Below are 18,095 nucleotides of genomic sequence, written 5' to 3'. Positions count from 1 at the left end.
CGCGGCAGGGGCCGTGACGCGTCCGGTCAGTTCGCCCGCGGGTGCGGGGTGCCCTCGAAGACCGTTCCCCAGATGGGGATGTCGGCGAGTCGTTCGGGCGGCACCGCGGTGGGATCCTCTTCGAGCACCGTGAAGTCGGCCCGCTTGCCGACGCGGATGCTGCCCACCTCGTCTTCCATCTGGATCGCGTGGGCGGCATCGATGGTCACGGCGCGCAGCGCGTGATCGACGCTCAGCCGCTCGTCGGGCGCGTGCACGACGCCGTCGGCCGTCGTGCGGTTCGCCGCCACCCACGCCAGGCGCAGGGGCTCGAGGGGCGCCATCGTGAAGTCCGAGTGCAGGGAGATCGGAACGCCCGCCCGCGCCAGCGAGCCCAACCGCACCATGTGCGAGGCGCGCTCGGGGCCGAGCCCGACCTCGGAGTACGGATCCGCGAGGGCGTAGACGTAGAACGGGTTCGCCGAGACGAGCACGCCGGCGTCGGCGATCCGCCGCGACTGGGCGTCCTTGGAGTAGCCGAAGTGGTGAAGCGTGGTGCGATGGTCGTCCCGCGGCTTCTCGGCCTGGAGCGTGTCGAGCGCGTCGAGGGCCGACTTCACGCCGAGGTCGCCGTTCACGTGGATGTGCAGCTGGTACTCGCCGTGCCAGAAGGGACGCATGCCGGCGAGCAGCTGCTCGGGCGTCATCAACCACTCGCCGTGGTGCCCGTCGAGGTAGCCGTCGCCCATCTGCATGAGCTGGCTGTAGAAGGCGCCGTCGGCGAGGAACTTCACCTGATCGGCGATCTCGACCTTCGCCGAGGCCGGTTGGGGCAAGGACGCCACCCGGTCGAAGGCGGGTGCGGGTCCCATCACCAGCGTGAGCGGGCCGGCCGCAGGGATCAGGAGCGTGCGAAAGGGAACGTCCGCGCGCCCGAGAAAGGCGGGCATCACTTCGAGCTCGCGGTCGAGGTCGAAGATGCCCGTCGCCATGTCGGCGATCGTGGTCACGCCCCCCTGGTGCGCCGCCGCGATCACCAGCCGCAGGCCCTTCGAGATCCACTCGGGGGAGAGGATCGTCGGGTTGAGCTTCGCGACGACTGCGGCGAGGCCCGTCTCGTAGAAGTGGCCGCGCGCCCAGTCGACATGGGGGTGCCGACGCCAATCGCGGCGTTCGAGCTCCATCCAACGCATCGCCGCGTCGTTCAGGTAGATCTCGTGGAAGGAGCGGTGCCACACGATGATCGGGCGCGTCGTCGAGATCTGGTTGAGGTCGCGGCGCGCGAGCTCGCCGTGGAAGATCGGGTGATAGCCCCAGGCGAAGAGCGGCTCGCCTTCGGGGTGGGAGGCCTCTAGCTCCGCGAGTCGCGCGCGGTAGGCGTCCTGTCCCCGCACGCCGATCACCTGGCGGTCGGGCAGGTCCCAGTCATAGGGCGTCACGAACTCCATCGGCAGGAGCACGGCCGCCATCATCGGATGGATGTGGTTGTCGATCAGGCCGGGCAAGAGCGTCTTCTCGGCGAAGCGCATGTCGACGAGCACCTGGGAATGCTGACGCAGGTCGTTGCGCAGGCTGCTCAGATCACCCACGCCGACGATGCGCCCGTCTGCGACCGCCACCGCCTCGGCCGTCGGCTGCTCGGGATCCATCGTCAGGATCTGGCGCGCTACGTAGATCGTGGTCGCGGGTTCGGTCAGCGGCGGTGTGCTGACACAGCCGAGCGCCGCGAGCAGGCCCAGCCACGGCCACCACGAAGCTCGTCTCGCCCGCGCCTCGCGCGTCCCGCTGCAGCCCGGCGCCGACATCCCGCGATCCTCCCCGGCCCCGGTGCGGGGCGCCGCCATGATAGGCGCCCCCGGGCCCGAATGGGCGGGTTCGCGAAGCCGTCACGGCGACGCGCCCGGTTCAGTTCGGGCGCTGGGGCTGACGCCGGTAGAGGGTCTTGCGATCGATGCCCAGCCGCTGGGCCGCCTCGCCCTTCCGGCCGCCGGTGTGCAGGAGCACCTGATCGATGTAGCGATCCTCGAGCTCGCGCAGGGTGATCCCCCGCCGCGCCGCCTCGCGCAACACGAGTTCGGTCTCCTCGGCGTCGGTGTCGGTGTGATCCAGTCCGTCGAGCGCGGGGAGGTCGGTCACCTGGAGGACCGAGGCGTCGGAGAGTGCGAGGCTCCGCTCCACGAAGTTCTCGAGCTCGCGGGCGTTGCCCCGCCAGGCTTCCTGTTGGAGTCGACGAATCGAGTCGGCCGAGAAGCTCCGCGTACCATCGCCGTGTCGCGCCACGAAGGCCTTCACCAACGCCGGGATGTCCTCGGGTCGCTCGCGGAGCGGCGGAATGTGGATCGGGATGACGTTCAGTCGGTAGAAGAGGTCTTCGCGGAATCGGCCCTCCTCGATCGCTTCGGACAGGTCCTGGTTCGTCGCGGCGACGATGCGTACATCGACCTGCACCGCCTGGGTCCCGCCGACGGGGCGGATCTCCTGGTCCTGCAGCACCCGCAAGAGCTTCGACTGCGGCCCGGCGCCCATGTCCCCGATCTCGTCGAGGAAGAGCGTGCCACCGTTCGCCTTCTCGAAGAGACCGCGCTTCGTCGAGGTTGCCCCGGTGAAGGCCCCGCGCACGTGTCCGAAGAGCTCGCTCTCGAGGAGGCCCTCGGGAATCGCCGTGCAGTTGATCGGCAGGAAGGGACGCTCCTGGCGCGAGCCGTGATAGTGGAGCGTCCGCGCCACCACCTCTTTCCCGGTGCCGCTCTCGCCGGTGATCAGCACGCTGCTGCGACCCGCCGCGACCTTGCGAATCATCGCGAAGACCTCGCGCATGGCGGGGCTTTCACCGATCAGGTCGCCGAAGTTCGCGGTGCGCTCTACCGAGCTCCGCAGCTGCTGGTTCTCTTCCTCGAGCCGGCGCCGTTCGAGGGCGCGCTCGATGCGGAGCAACACCTGTTCGGGCTCGAAGGGCTTCGTCAGGTAATCGAGTGCGCCGGCCCGCATCGCATCCACCGCCGACTGGACGCTTCCGAAGGCGGTCATCAACACGACCGGGGTCTGGGGCCGGAGCTGACGCAACTCGCCCACCAGCGCGATCCCTGACTTCCCGGGCATCTTGATGTCGGACAGGACGACGTCGAACTCGGCGTCCTTCGCCAGATCGAGTGCCGCGTTCGCCGAAGACGCCTCGATCGTCTCGTAGGACTGCTCCTGGAACAGGGAGGCCAGCATTTCGCGCATGGCGGTGTCGTCGTCGACGATCAGGATCCGCGGACGTTCCATCTCAGTTTCCTCGCGCGGTGGCCGACGGCGGAGGCGACGTGGGGAGCACGATCCGGAACCGCGTGCCCTCGCCGACGTCGCTCTCGACGTCGATCGCGCCGCCGTGATCGGCGACGATGCCGTGGGACACCATCAGGCCCAGGCCGTTGCCCTGGCCCGCGTCCTTCGTGGTGTAGAAAGGCTCGAAGATCCGCGCGAGATCTTCGGGTGCGATGCCGATCCCCGTGTCCGACACCTCGACGCGGACCCCGGCGGGGTCCGGCGCCAGCACGACCGTGAGGTCGCCACCGTCGGGCATCGCGTCGGCCGCGTTCAAGAACAGGTTCAAGAAGAGCTGCTGCAGACGCTCTGCGTCTCCCGCCACCGACGGCGCGTCGGCGAACTCGGCGTGCAGCGTGATGGCGCGTCGTTCGAGCTTCTCCGAGACGAAGGAGAGCGTCTGTTCGATCAGCGGACGCAGGGCCACCGGGCGATGCGCCTTCGATCCGGGACGCGCCATGTTGAGCAGCGTCTGGATGATCCGGGAGATGCGCCCGATCTGCTCCTGGATCGTCGTGAGACGCCAGCGCGCATCGTCGTCACTCACCTTGCTCTCGAGGAGCTTCGCGTGGCCTTGGATCACGCCCATCGGCGTACCGATCTCGTGGGCCAGCCCGGCGACGAGGGTCGCGATCGAGGCCAGCTCTTCGGCCACGCGCGCGCGTCGCGTCGTCTCCCGCAGCGTCTCGTCCTGGTCGCGCAGGTCGGCCTGGAGCTGACGCCCCTCGCGCGCCAGCTCATCCGCCATGTAGGCCAGCTGCGCCTCGTGCCGCTCGATGTAGGCGTCGATCGCCAACTCGGCATCGAGGGTCAGGCGCTTCTGCAAGGCGACCAGAGTGCGGGTCGCCTTCTCGGGTTCGCGTTCGTAGGTCTGCATCACCAACGGAGTCAACAGGTTGAAGTAGAGCGAGTAGGCACCGAGATACCACTGGGGCTCGAGGCCGACTTCCACGTGGACCTCGCCGATGCGCCGTAGCTGGGCTTCGCGCTCGACACCGACGGAGGTGGAGGCGAGCGAGATCAGGTAGACGCGCTGCTTGCCGAGCAGCCGCTCCTTCGTCGCGGGGTCGCGCAGCAGGTTGCGGGTCACGTCGAAGGAGAGCAGATGCCGGTAGAACGCCTGAACCAGCTCGTCCGCGTGGGCCTCGAGGGGCGTCGCGAGCTCGCGGAGCAGCGCGAACTCGCTCTCGCCCAGTTCGAGATAGGCGAGCCGGGTGGCCAGGGGTTCCTTGGACATGTACTTCCGACATGCTCGGCTCCCGCGCTGGACTGTCAAGCGGCCGCGTCGTCGGGGTCGGCCTTGACGGTCAGCACCGCACACGGCGCGTGGCGCAGCGTGCGTTCGGCAACGCTGCCGAGCAGAACGTGTTTCAAACCCGTGAGCCCGCGCGTGCCCATCACGATCAGGTCGATGCCCTCGTCCTCGGCCAACTCGACGGCTGCTTCCGAAGCGGGCAACGACGTCAGATGGACCCGTACCGGAATGCCCGCCGCGCTCACCTTTTCGCCCCAGGCGTCGAGGGTGCGCTGGGCCGCGGCGCGCCAGTCCTTCTCGAGGGTGTCGGGGAACGGGACCCCGTAGGGCGTCATCGCGCCGACCGCGATCGGGTAGGAATGCAGCACGTCGATCGACCCGTCGAAGCGCTTCGCCAGCGCGATCGCCGTGTCCAGGGCCTGTGCGGCGTGCCCCGAGAAGTCGACGGGAACCAGGATGCGTTGGAACAAGCTCATGATCGGATCCTCCTTGCCCGTTTGACTAAGCAGGTTCCGTGCCAGCGCGCCGGGTGGCACCCATCTTGCGACTCCGCGAGGGCGGAGGGGAGAGACATGCAACCCAGTGAAGTGCGCGACTTCGTCCTCAAAGACCACGACCACCTGCGCGAGCGACTCGCCGAGATCGAGGCGACCCTGCGGGCCTACGTGGATGGCACCCCAGATGCCGCCGCCCAGCTGCGGCGCCGGGGCACCACGCTGCTCGCGGCCCTGTCGACGCACATGGACTGGGAGGAGCGCTTTCTGTTCCCGATGCTGCGCGACGCGGACGCCTGGGGCCCCGCGCGCGTCGAGCGCCTCACGCACGAACACCTGGAGCAGCGCGCTCAGCTCGCCCAGGAGCTCGAGCTGCTGACCGATCCGGCGCGTTCGAACGAACAGGTCGCAAAGAGCCTGCATGCATTCGTCGCACTGCTGCGCGCCGACATGGAAGAAGAGGAAAGCGCGTTCCTCGGAGCGGACCTGCTGCGCGACGACGTGGTCGGAATCGACGTCGAGACGGGCTGAAACCCGCTAGTCCGCACCCTTCGGTTCGGCCAGGGCACGGCGCAGCAGCGCCTCTTCGCGGGCTTCGTGCGCGCGGAGATGCGCGAGGAACTCCTGGGCGTGGGTCGACACGCGCGTCCCGTGACGAGCGAGTGTCGCGAGTTCCTCGCGCAACGCGTCGTGGTCGAGCGCGAGCTGCTCTAGATCCGCTTCGGTCTCGGGATGCAGGCCATGCACCGCGGGGAACACCGTGTCTTCTTCGAGGATGAAGTGCGCGCGCAGCGCCTCGGTGAAGCGATCGAAGTGGGCGGGTGACATCGGCTCGCTGACCGCTCCCAACGCCTGGGCAAGCGGCCGCAGCGTCTGGTGCTGACGCGCCATCTGGCGTCCGGCCCGCTGCAGACGCAGGCGCAGACCGCGCTCCATTCCCTCGCTCATGACGCCTTCCTCCTCCACGGACGCAGCCCCACGAAAAGCAAGAGACGCGCCGAGTCGGCGGAAGAGGAGCCTGCCGCACACGCCCCGTCGCGGGGCGATTCGCCCCAGTCGTGGAAGAGATGGGGCGCTCCTCCCCAGCCGTGGTGGGGATCCTGGCGGAGGCGGGCCGCGGAGCGTGGCACTGCCCTTGCACTCCCAGGGGGCGACGGCGGGCCTCCCCCAGTCCACCGCACGCGACAGCCAACCCCAACCAGGAGATGTCATGAACCGCATCGCGACCGCGCTCGGAATCGGGCTCGGATTCGGACTGGCCGGAGGCGTCGGGGCCTCGCCCGTCGCCGCCGAGCCCGAGCCGGCCGACCCGGTCCTCGCCGAGATGGGGGCCCCGCTCTTCGCGCGCTACTGCGCTTCGTGTCACGGCGCGCAGGCACGCGGCGACGGTCCGGTCGCCAAGGCGTTGAACCCGCCGCCCGCCGACCTCACCCGGATCGCGACGCGACGCGGTGGCGACTTCCCGGAAGGCGAGATCGCGCGCTTCATCGACGGTCGCTTCAACCTGGATGCCCACGGCAGCCGCGAGATGCCCGTGTGGGGCGAGCGACTGGCCCCGGCCGTTCCCGACGCCGGCATCTCGGAAGCCATCGTGCGCGGCAACATCGTGTCGCTGGTCGAGTACCTGAAGAGCCTCCAGGAGGAGAAGTGATGCCGCGTCCGATGAACTTCCCGTCCACGTGCTTCGCACGCGCGGGACGCGCCATGCGCGGGACGCTCGCCGGCCTCGCACTCGCAGCGCTGCCCCTCGTCGGCTCGGCGGACACCGCCTCCGACGCCACCACCCGCGACCAGATGGCCCAGGTGTACCAGGCGATGCAGGTGCTGTTTCCGCTCTCCGTCGATGCGGACGCCTTCCGCGATCCCGAGAACCAGGTGCAGATTCGCGCCGCCCTCGCCCAGCTCGCCGCGGCGAGCGAAGGCCTCGCCGAACATGGCGCCGAAGGCCCGGCGAGCTTCGCCTACCTGAGTCATGCCCTCGCCAACGACGCACGCGACATCCGCGATCGGCACGGTGCCGGCCACACCCAGGAAGCCCGCTTCCTCGTGCAGACGCTGGCCGAGACCTGCGTGGCCTGCCATTCGCGTCTGCCCGCGGATCGCGACGCGCCGCGCAGCCAGGACTTCGTCGACCAGGGCCGGCTCGCGAGTCTCCCCACGCCGGCGCGCGCGCGACTCGCGTACGCGACGCGTCAGTTCGAGCGGGCCCAACAGCTCTTCGAAGCGCTCCTCGTCGACCCGCGTTCGCAGCCGACCGATCTCGACCTCGAGGGCATTCTCGACGACTACCTCGAGCTCGCGGTGCGCGTGCGGCGCAACCCGGAACGTGCGCGTGCCCGGTTGGCGGTGTTCGCCGAACGGCACGACATGCCCGAGAAGCTGCGCCGGGACGTCGAGGGCTGGCGGCGCGATCTCGAGACGACGGCGAAGCGCCCGGCCCCGAAGCATCCGCTCGTGCTCGCGCGTTCGCTCGTCGAGGACGCCGAGGGGCGCGTGCGGACCGGGCGCGAACGCTCGGCCCTGGTGCCCTACCTCGAAGCGTCGGGTTGGCTGCTGCGGGCCCTCGAACTCGAGAGCACGCTCTCGAGACAAGAGCGCGCCGAGGCCTACGCCCTGCTCGGGACGATCGAGACGCGCATCGGGCGATCGTTCTGGCTGTCTCAGGCCGAGGCCTACCTCGAGGTGGCGATCCGCAGCTGGCCCCATTCCCGGGTTGCCGAGGACGCCTTCGCCACCCTGAACGACTACCTGGTCGGGGGCTACTCGGGTTCGTCCGGAACCCACCTCCCGCCCGACATCGCCGCGAAGCTCGACGAGCTCGCCGGCCTGGCGATGCGTCCCGAACCGGCCGCGACGCCCTAGCCGAGAAGGGAGGCCGCAGAAAAAGAGCCTCGGGTGCGAAAAAAGTCGTCGAATTCCGGCGCCGACTCCGTTGGAGTAGAAACCACAGGAGGACGGCCGATGCCGAAATTCATGCTGCTCATGCTCGAGGATCCCCACAGCGAGTATCCCGAGGGCGAGCCCCAGGAAATGATGCAGAAGATGGGGAAGTTCGCGGGCGAGCTCGCCCAGAAGGGACAGATGGTCGAGGGCAGCCCGCTCGAGACGATTCGCGATGCGGCGCGCGTGCGCCTCGAAGGCGAGACCCGACACGTCACCGACGGACCCTTCGCCGAGACGAAGGAGATGATCTCGGGCTACTTCGTGATCGAAGCCGCCGACCGCAACGAGGCGATCGAGATCGCGAAGCGCGTCCCGGCCCTCGAGGTCGGCGCGGTCGAGGTGCGCCAGATCATGGAAGTCGGCGGCCCGCCCGCGTGACGACGGCTCCTCGCACACGCGGGGTGCCAGGTGGAAGGCGAGCTGTCCGCGCTCTATCGCCGAGAGCGCGGGCAGCTGCTCGCCACCGTCGCGCGCCTGGTGGGCGACCTCGATCGCGCCGAAGAGATCGTCCAAGAGGCGTGGCTGCGCGCGACGGACCACTGGCGCGGCGGCCTACCCGAGAACCCGGGCGCCTGGCTCACCACGGTGGCGAAGCGTCTCGCGATCGACGAGCACCGCGCGCGCCGGCGCTGGGCGCCCGAAGCCGTCGATGTCCCGGGCGCTGACGCCGAGGACATCGAAGCCCAGGTCGAACGCGCGCTGGCGCCCGAGCTCTTGCGCGACGACCCGCTGCGCCTGCTCTTCGTCTGCTGCCATCCCCTGCTCCCCCCCGAGAGCCAGGTGGCGCTGACCCTGCGCACCCTCGGCGGACTCGGGACGCCCGAAGTCGCGCGCGCCTTCCTGCGTTCCGAGACCGCGGTGGGCCAGCGCATCCACCGCGCGAAGCGCCTGCTGCGTGAGCGCGCGGTTCCCTACCGCGTGCCTTCCGCCTGGGAGCTCCCCGAGCGCGTGCCGTCGGTGCTCGACGTGATCTATCTGATCTTCAACGAGGGCTACGCGGCGCGCGAAGGCGAGAGTCCGGTCCGCCACGAACTCTGCGAGGAAGCGCTGCGCCTCGCCGCCCTGATGAGCGAAGGCCTTCGCGATGTGGGCGAGATCCACGGGCTGCACGCGCTGCTGCTCTTCCAGGCCTCCCGGCTCCATGCGCGCACCGACGCGCAGGGAGCGATCGTGCTGCTGGCCGACCAGGACCGCCGCTCCTGGGACCAGGCGCGGATCGCGGCGGGCGATCGCGAACTCGAGCGGGCCCGCCGCAGCGGCCACCCGGGACGCTTCGTCCTGCAGGCGGAGATCGCGGCGTGCCATGCCCAAGCCGCCTCCTTCGAGGCGACGGACTGGGGAGCGATCGTCGACCACTATGACGCGCTGCTGGCCCGGGCTCCGTCCCCCGTCGTGGCCCTCAACCGGGCGGTCGCGGTCGGCCGGGCCTCGGGGCCGGCGGCCGGACTGGCCGCGCTCGACGCCGTCGCGGACGACCCCCGCCTCGCCGGCTACCCCTGGCTACCCGCGGCACGCGCCGACTGCCTCGAGCGTCTGGGCCGGAGCGAGGAGGCTGCCCAGACCTACGAGGCAGCCGCGGACGCGACGGAAAACGCGGCCGAGGCGGAGCTCTTACGGCGCCGCGCTGCCGATTGCCGAAGCTGAGTCGAGCCTCGACTGAGGGGACTCCACCACGCGAACCCCTGATTTTGTGATCCACGTCACAAAACTGAGCCCCCGACCCGTCGAACCGGGCCCGTATGGTGAGCCCCCGCACACTTTCGACTGGTTTCCGACCCTCCCTCCTCCTGGTGGCGTGCTTCGCCCTGGGCTGCGCGTCGCTGGAGGAACCCAAGCAGGACAACGAGGGCTGGGCGGACGAGGTGAAGTCGTCTGCCTCGGCTGCCGCGGATGTCACTGCGCGCGGCGCGAAAGCCGCGGGCTCGGCGATGGGCACGGCCTACCGCGGGGTGCGCGACGGGTACGCCACACCCGAGGATGCGGCCTACGGGCCGCCGCCCCAGAACTACGCGCGGACCATCAAGAAGCACATGGTCCGCTTCGAAGGCATCCCGGCCGAGTCGAGCTTCCAGTTCGGTCGCCCGGAGCGCGGCTACATGAACAAGGGCATCCTGGCCGGTGGCTCGATCGCCTGGCAGGGCTACCTCGTCGAAGTGCGGGTCGTGCAGGAGTCCCTGTTCGCGAGTCAGGCTCGGCCTATCGGCTACGTCGTGCGCATGAAGGATGGCGACGTGGTCGAGGTGATGGAAGCCGACTACGCCGACGCGCTGCGCTGGACCGATCGCCGGGAAGACGATCCGGCCGATTCCGGCACGACCCACAGCGGAGTCGCCGCACCGGCTGACGACTGACCCGCACCCCAGCACGGCGGGTTACACTTCCGGCCCCATGGCTGTACAACATCCGACCCACTGCGTCGCCGTCATCGGAGGCGCCGTGGCGGGCGCCGAAGTGGCCGGCGCCCTTGCGGAACGCGGCATCGAAGTGGTCGTGTTCGAACAGAACCGCCGACCCTACGGCAAGATCGAAGACGGTCTGCCCCGCTGGCACGTCGCGCTCCGCGAGAAGGAGTACGCGACGATCGGCACGAAGCTCGGGCTCTCGAACGTCCACTTCGTCCCGCTCACCGAGATCGGCAAGGACGTGGGCTTCCGCGAGCTCGTCGAGGAATGGGGCTTCACCGGTGTCGTGCTCGCCAACGGTGCGTGGCGCGACCGTCCCCTGCCCCTCGACGGCGCCGACGACTACGTCGACAAGGGCCTGATCTACCAGAACCCCTTCATCATCTGGTTCAACCACTCGGAAGAGCCCGACTACGACGGCCCCACCTTCGTCCCGAAGGACGGCGCGCTCGTCGTCGGCGGCGGGCTCGCCTCGATCGACGTGGTGAAGGTGCTGATGCTCGAGACGACGCGCGAGAAGCTGCGCGAGCGCGGCATCGAGGTCGATCTGGTCGAGCTCGAGGTCAAGGGGATCCCCAAGATCCTCGACAAGCACGGTCTCCAGTACGAGGAGCTCGGGCTCGAGGGAGCCACCCTCTTCTACCGCCGCAGCGAAGCCGACATGCCGCTGATGGAGATGCCCGACGGCGCCGACGAGAAGCGCCAGGAGAAGGTCCGGGCCGGGCGCCAGAAGATGTTGGCGAAGGCGATGGACAAGTACCGGTTCAAGTTCGAGCCGAACTGCATGCCCGATGGGCTGATCGTGGAAGACGGCCAGCTGGTGGGGATGCGCTTCCGCCGGACGAAGATCGAGAACGGCCGCGTCGTGCCCCAGGACGAGACCTTCGAGCGACGCGGCGTCTACACGATCTCCTCGATCGGCAGCATCCCCCTCGAGATCCCCGGCATTCCGATGAAGGGCGAGCTCTTCGACTTCCGGGACTGGGACCTGGGCCGCCTGCCCGACTTCCCCACCGTGTTCTCGGCGGGCAACGTCGTGACCGGCAAGGGCAACATCGTGTCGTCGCGGAAGCACGCCCGCGAGGTGAGCGGCAGTGTGCTCGAGGCCTTCCTCGGGATTGGTGACGATGCTCACGCGGGTGAAGAAGCGGTGGCCGATGCCCTCCATGCGGATGCGAAAGCCGCCGCGGAGGACATTGCGATGGCGATCGAGCAGCAGCCGCCCATCGAAGACGCAGCCCTCTCCCTGATCCGAGAACGCACCCGTGCCCGTCAAGAAGATGTCGGGTACGGAGGCGACTACGCGGCCTGGGTGAAGGCGGGCTAGTGCGCCGACTCCTCCTTGGACTGGTCCTGGGCGCGCTGCTGCTCGGTGGCACGGGCTGTTTTCGCGTCGGCGTGACCGCTGGCTTCGAGATCCCCCAGAGTCGCGTCGATCAGATCGTCCCCGGCGAGACGACGAAAGCGGACATCCTGCAGTGGTTCGGGGCGCCGGCCGACGCCACCGACGGCGAGATCTTCGCGCGCCTCTTCGACGCCGGCGAAGTCTCGGCTGACGACCTCGTCGCCCTGCCCTTCTCCGATCTACTCGTCTACGAGATCACCGACGGCGAAGCCCGCATCCTGATGACCATCCTCTACAACTGGTCGCGGGTCGACATCCACCGCGACCGGCTGATGATCTTCTTCGACGAGAACGACGTGGTGCTCTACTACGGCATCACGCGCCAGCGACCGCAAGATCGCGAGCCGGTGGAGCAGGAGGTGAGCGGCGGCGGCAGCACGCGAGCGGCCCAGCCCGAAGCCGCGCCCGCGGAGCCCGAACCCGATGCGTAGGTGGGGCGTCGCGCTTCTCTGCCTCTCCCTCTGCGCCTGCACGATCGGGCGGGACTACATCGGCAACGAGCTTCGCGCGGTCCCCGGCGAGGTGCTGAAGCCCGGCGCGACCACGCTCGGCGAGGTGCTCCAGACCTTCGGCGCGCCCGACCGCATCCAACGACGGCGCAACGGCGAGATCCTCACCTACCGCTTCGTGCGCGGGAACGAGAGCACGCTCACCCTCGAGGAGCCCGTCATCACCGGCGTCACGTTCTTCATCTATACGAAGAAACAGGTGAAGGCGAACCGTCTCACCCTCTTCTTCGACGACGCGGGCGTGCTCGAGACCTTCGGATACACGACGGGCACCGAAGAACTCGAAGCGCTCTAGTCGGACTCCCGAGGCGCCACCCCGCCCTTGACACGGCGGCGCGTCGCGCAGCACAGTACGCACAGGGAAGGGGCCCCTTCGAGGCGCCCCCTGATGCGGACCCGTTCCTGGCTCGCCCCCTGGCCGATTCGTCCCTGCTCCCTCGCCCGCGGGCCCGTCCTGCTCGCCCTGGGACTGCTGTGCGGCTCCGGCCTTCCCGCATCGGGCGAGACCGTCGAGCTGCTTGGCCAGAACGGGCGCACCGGCGGTTTCGATTTCCGGGGAGACGGCCTCCCGGGCGGCGACGGCGAGTCGGTCGTGGCCGAAGCCCTGGCACCCGAGGCGAGCAACACGGCCATCGCGATTGCCGGAAATGGCGGCAGCGGCCTGACGGGACGGGACGGTCGCCCGGCCTCTCCCCGCGGCAAGAACGCGGGCGCGGGCGGGGACGCCGGCGACGCGACCGCCCGTGCCGTCGCGACGGCGACCCGACTCGCGCGGGGGTTGGCGACCGCCATCGCCGAGGGTGGGTCGGCCGGCGGTGCAGGCAACCCCGGCGTCGGTACCCCGAACGGAATCCCCGCGATCGACGGTCGACCCGGCTCAGCGACGGCATCCGCCTCAGCGACCTCCATCATCGGGGACATCATTGCGTCCGCGTCGGCGGAGGGAGGCGCCGGGCGTGATTTCGGGGCGGGCGATGCCACCGTCCTGCGCGTGGAAGGCTCCTCGACCCTGGGTGGGAACGTCCAGTTGGATGCGCAGGCCACGGGGGGCTTCCTCCGACAGCCCCGCTTCGGTCAGGCCGCAGCCGCCGGATCCGCACGGATCGAGAACGCGCTTCGGGGCTCGACCACCGAGAGCACCTTCTTCCCTGCCGGCACACTCACCGGAACCCAACGCGCGCGCGGCGGGGAGGCCGAGCTCGGGAATTTCCAGGGGCGCAACCCGGACACCCTCGGCGGCGACGCGACGAGCATTCTCTCGGGGGACTTTCCCTCGGCCGCGACCGAGCTGACCGTCGAGGCCTTCGGGGGAGACGGCCCGATGGGTGGGGTCGCGAACGCCAGCGCCGACGCCTCGAACTCGACCGGCCCGGTCACGCTGCGCGTGCTCAGCCGCAGCGGAGACACGGATCGCAGCGACGCACCGACCACGACTGCGTTTGCCCAGGCCGCGACGAATCGCGACGGAGACACGGTGCGGGTCGGCGATCCGAGCGCACCAAACTCGGGCGCCCTCGGGTCGTCGCCGGACATCTCCGCGCGGGGCGGCGACGCCATCAGCACGTCCATCGGGATCGCGCGCGGCAACAGCGAGGTCTTCGTACACGACCGGGCGTGGGGTGGCGACGGCGGGACGCGAAGCGGCGATGGCGGCGCGGCCGAATCCTCGGCCGAAGGCAGCAACGCGGGCGATGCCGCCGTCCAGGTCGTGGCCGAAGCGCGTGGAGGCTCGTCGGGCTTCGCGGCCAGCGATGGTGTGATCGGTACGCCGGGAGCCGTGACCGCGACCGCAACGGGAAGCTCGAGTGGCGGCGGCGATGTGCACGTGAGCGCCCTGATCACCGGCGGCGAAGGGGGAGCCCTCGGCGGCCGCGGTGGCGATGTGGCCGGGGAAGCCGACGGCGTGTCGGGTTCCACGGCGGGCACGCTCACCCTGCGGCAAGTGGTCACCGGCGGAAACGGAGGCGGGGGACAGAACATCGGCATGAGACCCGCCGGCGACGGTGGCGACGCATTGGCCCGAATCGCCGGGGCCAACGCGGCTGGCGGCAGGCTGATCGTGGAGAGCGTCGCGCAGGGCGGACGCGGGGGTCGGCGCGACCCGATCATGCCGGGGCTCACCGGTGTGCGGGGGACGGCCAACGCCTTCGCCTCCGGCGTCGGGTCCGGCGGGGTGGACGTGCACGCCGTCGCGACGCCCGGCGAAGGCGCGCTTCTGCCGGGCACGCGCATGCGTTTCCAGGGACTCCAGGCACGGGCCCGTGGCGATGTTGCGCTCCCGCTCGAGGCCCTGGCCATGGCTCAGCTGCGCCCCGGTGCCCTGCCGTCGGGGATGGGCGATGCCGATGTGTTCGCGAGCGTGCTCGCCCTCTCGGACCGGGCCGCCGTCGGTGCGGCGATCGCCAGCGACCCGCGGGCGCGTGAGCTCTTCAGCCTCGCGAACCCTCCCGAAGGCGCCGCGCTGATCGGCTTGGGGGCACGAGCGCCCGCGGGCTCGGGGGGTGAATCCATCCTGCTGACGAGTGAGGTGTCGCTCGAGATCCAGCTCTCCGGCCTGCCAGTCGCCGATTCCTGGACCGTCGCGTTCCTGGATTCGGACGTGGGCACCGCCGCCTTCGACGCGCTCCGTTTCGCGATCGAGCTCGAGGGCGGGGTCGTTCTCGACCGAAGTTTCTCCGACGCCGCCAGTGCCCTGCAGTTCTTCGAAGACGGCCTCTTCGAGCTGGACCTCGCCGGGACCCTGGTGCTCGGCAACCTCGACCTGCGGTTCTTGTTGGAACTCGAGGGGAGCGCTCCCGGTGCCGGTTTCGGGCTCGAACTGTTCGTCACCAACGGCGCGCCCGTCCCCGAGCCGTCGACCCTGGTGCTGACCCTCTTCGGTCTCGCCATGTTGCGGGCGCGCGGCGTCGCCGCCCGGCGTGCAGGCTGAGGGAACGCGCGCGGAACGAACGTCCTAGAGCCCGTAGACGCGCTCCGCGTTCCCGGCGAGGAAGAGCGCGCGGGTGTCTGCGTCGAGCTCGAGCTCGTCGAGACCCCCCAGCGCCTGGGCGGGCGTCATCATCGGGTAGTTGGTGCCGAAGAGCACCTTCTTCGCGCCGTGGCGACGCAGGTACCGGACGAGCTCGGGCGGGTAGCGGCGCGCGGTGTACGCCGACGTGTCGATGTAGAAGTTCTCGTGCTTCGTGGCGACGGCGATCGCTTCCTCGGTCCACGGGTAGCCGATGTGACCGCCCACGATCACGAGTTCTGGGAAGTCGAGGGCCACCTGGTCGAGGTAGATCGGTCGCCCCACTTCCGACGTCATGAGCGGACCGGTGTGTCCGATCTGGGTGCAGAAGGGCACGCCCATCTCGCAGCAGGCGACGTAGACCGGGTAGAAGCGGCGGTCCGTCGGCGGGATCTCCCAGAGCCAGGGCAAGACGCGAATGCCCTTGAAGCCGAGCTCTTCGACGCAGCGTCGCACTTCGGCCACCGCGTCCATCGGTCGCGAGATGTCGACCGAGCCCACCCCGACGAACCGGTCGGGTGCTTCGGCGATGAAACCCGCGACCTCGTCGTTCGAGATCATCACGTTGCGCGGACCCACCCAGGCGCTGATCAGCGCGCGGTCCACGCCCGCCGCGTCCATCAAGGCGACCGTCGTCGAAACCGGGAGCGGCTCGGTCGGCGCCTCCGTGCGCGTCCACCGGCGCAGCGAATCGAAGATCCGGTCCGATTGGTGGCGCAGCGTCGGATGCTGGGCCCAGGCGTCGATCACCATCTGTTCTCCAGTCTACGGTGCCGCGGCGGGACGTTTCCGAAGACTCAGCGCAGCAGGAAGCCTGGCTCGAAGAGGGAGCTCTCCCCCGACCGATCGGATCGACGAACCGCCCGAGCCCCAAGCGAGCCATTCCGCGGAGGAAGCGTCCCGTTGTGGGACCTCGCCCATCGCCATTCCGCGGAGGGAATGGGACGCGCTCGCGCCTAGACTCAACCCTCGGTAAAGCTCTTCAGCAACTTGCTCCGCGACGGGTGGCGCAGCTTCCGCAACGCCTTCGCCTCGATCTGTCGAATCCGCTCGCGCGTCACCTCAAAGTCCTGACCGACTTCCTCGAGGGTGTGGTTCGCGCGCTCGCCGATCCCGAAGCGCATCTTCAGCACCTGCTCCTCGCGCGGCGAGAGCGTCGCCAGCACCTTGCGGGTGTTCTCGGCGAGGTTCGAGTTGACGATCGCTTCCTGGGGACATACTGCCGCCTTGTCCTCGATGAAGTCACCGAGGTGGCTGTCGTCCTCTTCGCCCACCGGCGTCTCGAGGCTGATCGGCTCCTTCGCGATCTTCAGCACCATGCGGACCTTCTCGATCGGCAGCTCGAGCTGACTCGAGAGCTCCTCCGCATCGGGCTCGCGACCGAGCACCTGCACCAGGTGGCGCTGGGCCCGCACGAGCTTGTTGATCGTCTCGATCATGTGGACCGGGATCCGGATCGTGCGCGCCTGATCGGCGATCGCACGCGTGATCGCCTGGCGGATCCACCAGGTGGCGTAGGTCGAGAACTTGTAGCCGCGCTGGTACTCGAACTTGTCCACCGCCTTCATCAGGCCGATGTTGCCCTCCTGGATGAGATCCAGGAACTGCAGGCCGCGGTTCGTGTACTTCTTTGCGATCGAGACCACGAGGCGCAGGTTCGCCTCGACCAGCTCGCTCTTCGCTTCGTGGGTACGCTCGGCCGCCTCGCGAAGCTTGATGATGGCCTGCTTCACGTCGTCGCCCGACATGCGCAGATCGCCTTCGATCGCGCCGATCTCTTCCTGCACCGCGTCGAGCCGCTGCAGACCTTCGGCCACGAGCTCGGCATCGCCGCGGAGCTGCGCCAGCGCTTCCTTCGCCTTCTTCGAGCGACGCGTCGAGAGCACCGCCAGCTCGCGGAAGGCGTCGGGCTTCTGCCCGAAGGGCCGCGTGATCCGGCGCGCCTTGGTGCCGAGCTGTCGCAGCTGGGCGTAGGTCGCTTCGACCTTCGCCTCGACCTCCAGGATGCGAGCGCCCGCGAAGCGCGTCTCGCGCAGGGTGCCGACGGCCTTGCCGTAGAGCTCGTCCACCTCGCCCTGGAGGCGCGTGCGGGTGTCGTCACTGGTGCGCGAGTTGTTGATCGACGCCTGCTTCTTGGCGATCTCGGTGTCGATCCGCTTGACCTTCGTGATCTTCGAGAAGAAGTCGCGGCGTCGCTCTTCCGGGGTATGCACCGGCTCGACGTCGTCGAGCCCGTCTACCACCGTCTTCAGCTCGACCTTGTTCTTCTTGAGCTCCTCGGCCAGCGCGAGCACTTCACGCATGCCGAGCGGCGTCCCCAGGACGGCGCGCTCCTGATCGTGCTCCCCCGCCTCGATGCGCATCGCGATCTCGACCTCGCCCTCGCGGGTGAGGAGGGAGACCTGGCCCATCTCGCGGAGATAGACGCGTACCGGATCGTTGGTCGGGGAGTCGTCGCCCGAGCGGGCGCCCTGGGCGCGGCGCGGTGCCGGGCGTCGGCCGGCCGCGATGCGGATGCCCTTCTCGCCTGCCAGCGCATGCACTTCGGCGAGCTTCTCCTCGGCGAAGTTCGGCAGCGCGCGCGCCATCTCTTCCGGGGTCAGATAGCCGCGGAGAAGTCCCATCTCCACCAGCTTCTGCACGGCCGGTAATGCGCGCGTCTCGGCGCTGATCCGATCGGCTCCGGCGACATCGGTGCCGTTCTTCGCAGCAGCCGCACGCTTCTTGCGCGTTCGGGGGGGCGTGACGTCCGTCGTGGTGGGGGGGACCGTCGTGGACATTGCGGGGGGACTCCT

The 18,095-nt window shown here is 69.5% G+C and carries 17 protein-coding genes; 10 read left to right on the top strand and 7 right to left on the bottom strand.

Translation table 11 applies throughout. The features are described 5' to 3' along the window. Window positions 1–26 precede the first annotated feature (26 nt). The 4 genes from AAF430_07945 to AAF430_07930 form a co-directional block, all read right to left on the bottom strand. Window positions 27–1,784: an amidohydrolase gene (locus tag AAF430_07945; protein MEM7410148.1), complete on the bottom strand. Its 1,758-nt coding sequence runs from the start codon at window positions 1,782–1,784 to the stop codon at window positions 27–29. 100 nt (window positions 1,785–1,884) lie between these two features. After that, window positions 1,885–3,246 (bottom strand): sigma-54 dependent transcriptional regulator, encoded by a 1,362-nt coding sequence (locus AAF430_07940; GenBank protein ID MEM7410147.1) that lies wholly within the window; start codon window positions 3,244–3,246, stop codon window positions 1,885–1,887. A 1-nt stretch (window position 3,247) separates the two neighbouring features. After that, window positions 3,248–4,522 carry a protoglobin domain-containing protein gene (locus AAF430_07935; GenBank protein MEM7410146.1) on the bottom strand — a complete coding sequence of 425 codons (1,275 nt, stop codon included), beginning with the start codon at window positions 4,520–4,522 and terminating at the stop codon, window positions 3,248–3,250. Between the two features lie 35 nt (window positions 4,523–4,557). Then, window positions 4,558–5,016, bottom strand: coding sequence for a universal stress protein (locus AAF430_07930; GenBank protein ID MEM7410145.1), 459 nt, complete (start codon window positions 5,014–5,016; stop codon window positions 4,558–4,560). Between the two features lie 96 nt (window positions 5,017–5,112). On the opposite strand from AAF430_07930, the gene AAF430_07925 reads away from it, so the two are divergent. Next, window positions 5,113–5,565: a hemerythrin domain-containing protein gene (locus AAF430_07925; GenBank protein ID MEM7410144.1), complete on the top strand. Its 453-nt coding sequence runs from the start codon at window positions 5,113–5,115 to the stop codon at window positions 5,563–5,565. Window positions 5,566–5,571: 6 nt separating this feature from the next. Here AAF430_07925 and AAF430_07920 read toward each other — a convergent pair whose 3' ends face one another. After that, window positions 5,572–5,982 carry a hemerythrin domain-containing protein gene (locus tag AAF430_07920; GenBank protein MEM7410143.1) on the bottom strand — a complete coding sequence of 137 codons (411 nt, stop codon included), beginning with the start codon at window positions 5,980–5,982 and terminating at the stop codon, window positions 5,572–5,574. A 262-nt stretch (window positions 5,983–6,244) separates the two neighbouring features. Between AAF430_07920 and AAF430_07915 the strand changes: the two genes are divergently transcribed. From AAF430_07915 to AAF430_07875, 9 genes are all read left to right on the top strand, one after another. Next, window positions 6,245–6,685, top strand: a complete 441-nt coding sequence (locus AAF430_07915; protein ID MEM7410142.1) for a c-type cytochrome — start codon at window positions 6,245–6,247, stop codon at window positions 6,683–6,685. Further along, window positions 6,685–7,896 carry a hypothetical protein gene (locus tag AAF430_07910; protein MEM7410141.1) on the top strand — a complete coding sequence of 404 codons (1,212 nt, stop codon included), beginning with the start codon at window positions 6,685–6,687 and terminating at the stop codon, window positions 7,894–7,896. The genes AAF430_07915 and AAF430_07910 overlap by 1 nt, the downstream gene beginning before the upstream one ends. Window positions 7,897–7,995: 99 nt before the next feature. After that, complete coding sequence (locus tag AAF430_07905) at window positions 7,996–8,355, top strand: YciI family protein (GenBank protein ID MEM7410140.1); 360 nt, start codon at window positions 7,996–7,998, stop codon at window positions 8,353–8,355. A 30-nt stretch (window positions 8,356–8,385) separates the two neighbouring features. Beyond that, window positions 8,386–9,621 carry a sigma-70 family RNA polymerase sigma factor gene (locus tag AAF430_07900; GenBank protein ID MEM7410139.1) on the top strand — a complete coding sequence of 412 codons (1,236 nt, stop codon included), beginning with the start codon at window positions 8,386–8,388 and terminating at the stop codon, window positions 9,619–9,621. A 146-nt stretch (window positions 9,622–9,767) separates the two neighbouring features. After that, window positions 9,768–10,328, top strand: coding sequence for a hypothetical protein (locus AAF430_07895; GenBank protein ID MEM7410138.1), 561 nt, complete (start codon window positions 9,768–9,770; stop codon window positions 10,326–10,328). Between the two features lie 37 nt (window positions 10,329–10,365). Beyond that, the gene (locus AAF430_07890) at window positions 10,366–11,706 is read left to right on the top strand and encodes a hypothetical protein (protein ID MEM7410137.1); all 1,341 of its coding nucleotides are present in this window, start codon (window positions 10,366–10,368) and stop codon (window positions 11,704–11,706) included. Then, window positions 11,706–12,215, top strand: a complete 510-nt coding sequence (locus AAF430_07885; GenBank protein MEM7410136.1) for a hypothetical protein — start codon at window positions 11,706–11,708, stop codon at window positions 12,213–12,215. Before AAF430_07890 ends, AAF430_07885 begins: the two co-directional genes overlap by 1 nt. Further along, entirely contained in the window at window positions 12,208–12,588 is a 381-nt protein-coding gene (locus AAF430_07880; GenBank protein MEM7410135.1) for a hypothetical protein, read from the top strand. The genes AAF430_07885 and AAF430_07880 overlap by 8 nt, the downstream gene beginning before the upstream one ends. A 93-nt stretch (window positions 12,589–12,681) precedes the next feature. Next, window positions 12,682–15,222, top strand: a complete 2,541-nt coding sequence (locus AAF430_07875; GenBank protein MEM7410134.1) for a hypothetical protein — start codon at window positions 12,682–12,684, stop codon at window positions 15,220–15,222. A 24-nt stretch (window positions 15,223–15,246) separates the two neighbouring features. Here the strand turns inward: AAF430_07875 and AAF430_07870 are convergent, their stop codons facing one another. Further along, complete coding sequence (locus AAF430_07870; GenBank protein MEM7410133.1) at window positions 15,247–16,053, bottom strand: amidohydrolase family protein; 807 nt, start codon at window positions 16,051–16,053, stop codon at window positions 15,247–15,249. A 209-nt stretch (window positions 16,054–16,262) separates the two neighbouring features. Next, on the bottom strand, window positions 16,263–18,080 hold the full coding sequence (rpoD, locus tag AAF430_07865) for an RNA polymerase sigma factor RpoD (GenBank protein ID MEM7410132.1): 1,818 nt from the start codon (window positions 18,078–18,080) through the stop codon (window positions 16,263–16,265). Window positions 18,081–18,095 lie beyond the last annotated feature (15 nt).

The sequence above is a fragment of the Myxococcota bacterium genome, assembly GCA_039030075.1.
Taxonomy (GTDB): domain Bacteria; phylum Myxococcota_A; class UBA9160; order UBA9160; family SMWR01; genus JAHEJV01.
The sequence above is the reverse complement of the archived record's forward strand: the minus strand, read 5'-3'. Positions and strand labels throughout refer to the sequence as shown.

Excerpts from the sequence above, each read along its gene's own strand:
- AAF430_07925 (MEM7410144.1), top strand. The coding sequence starts at position 5,113 with ATGCAACCCAGTGAAGTGCGCGACTTCGTCCTCAAAGACCACGACCAC.
- AAF430_07905 (MEM7410140.1), top strand. The coding sequence starts at position 7,996 with ATGCCGAAATTCATGCTGCTCATGCTCGAGGATCCCCACAGCGAGTAT.
- AAF430_07915 (MEM7410142.1), top strand. The coding sequence starts at position 6,245 with ATGAACCGCATCGCGACCGCGCTCGGAATCGGGCTCGGATTCGGACTG.
- AAF430_07875 (MEM7410134.1), top strand. The coding sequence starts at position 12,682 with ATGCGGACCCGTTCCTGGCTCGCCCCCTGGCCGATTCGTCCCTGCTCC.
- AAF430_07930 (MEM7410145.1), bottom strand. The coding sequence starts at position 5,016 with ATGAGCTTGTTCCAACGCATCCTGGTTCCCGTCGACTTCTCGGGGCAC.
- AAF430_07945 (MEM7410148.1), bottom strand. The coding sequence starts at position 1,784 with ATGTCGGCGCCGGGCTGCAGCGGGACGCGCGAGGCGCGGGCGAGACGA.
- AAF430_07890 (MEM7410137.1), top strand. The coding sequence starts at position 10,366 with ATGGCTGTACAACATCCGACCCACTGCGTCGCCGTCATCGGAGGCGCC.
- AAF430_07880 (MEM7410135.1), top strand. The coding sequence starts at position 12,208 with ATGCGTAGGTGGGGCGTCGCGCTTCTCTGCCTCTCCCTCTGCGCCTGC.
- AAF430_07920 (MEM7410143.1), bottom strand. The coding sequence starts at position 5,982 with ATGAGCGAGGGAATGGAGCGCGGTCTGCGCCTGCGTCTGCAGCGGGCC.
- AAF430_07870 (MEM7410133.1), bottom strand. The coding sequence starts at position 16,053 with ATGGTGATCGACGCCTGGGCCCAGCATCCGACGCTGCGCCACCAATCG.
- AAF430_07940 (MEM7410147.1), bottom strand. The coding sequence starts at position 3,246 with ATGGAACGTCCGCGGATCCTGATCGTCGACGACGACACCGCCATGCGC.
- rpoD (MEM7410132.1), bottom strand. The coding sequence starts at position 18,080 with ATGTCCACGACGGTCCCCCCCACCACGACGGACGTCACGCCCCCCCGA.
- AAF430_07935 (MEM7410146.1), bottom strand. The coding sequence starts at position 4,522 with ATGTCCAAGGAACCCCTGGCCACCCGGCTCGCCTATCTCGAACTGGGC.
- AAF430_07910 (MEM7410141.1), top strand. The coding sequence starts at position 6,685 with ATGCCGCGTCCGATGAACTTCCCGTCCACGTGCTTCGCACGCGCGGGA.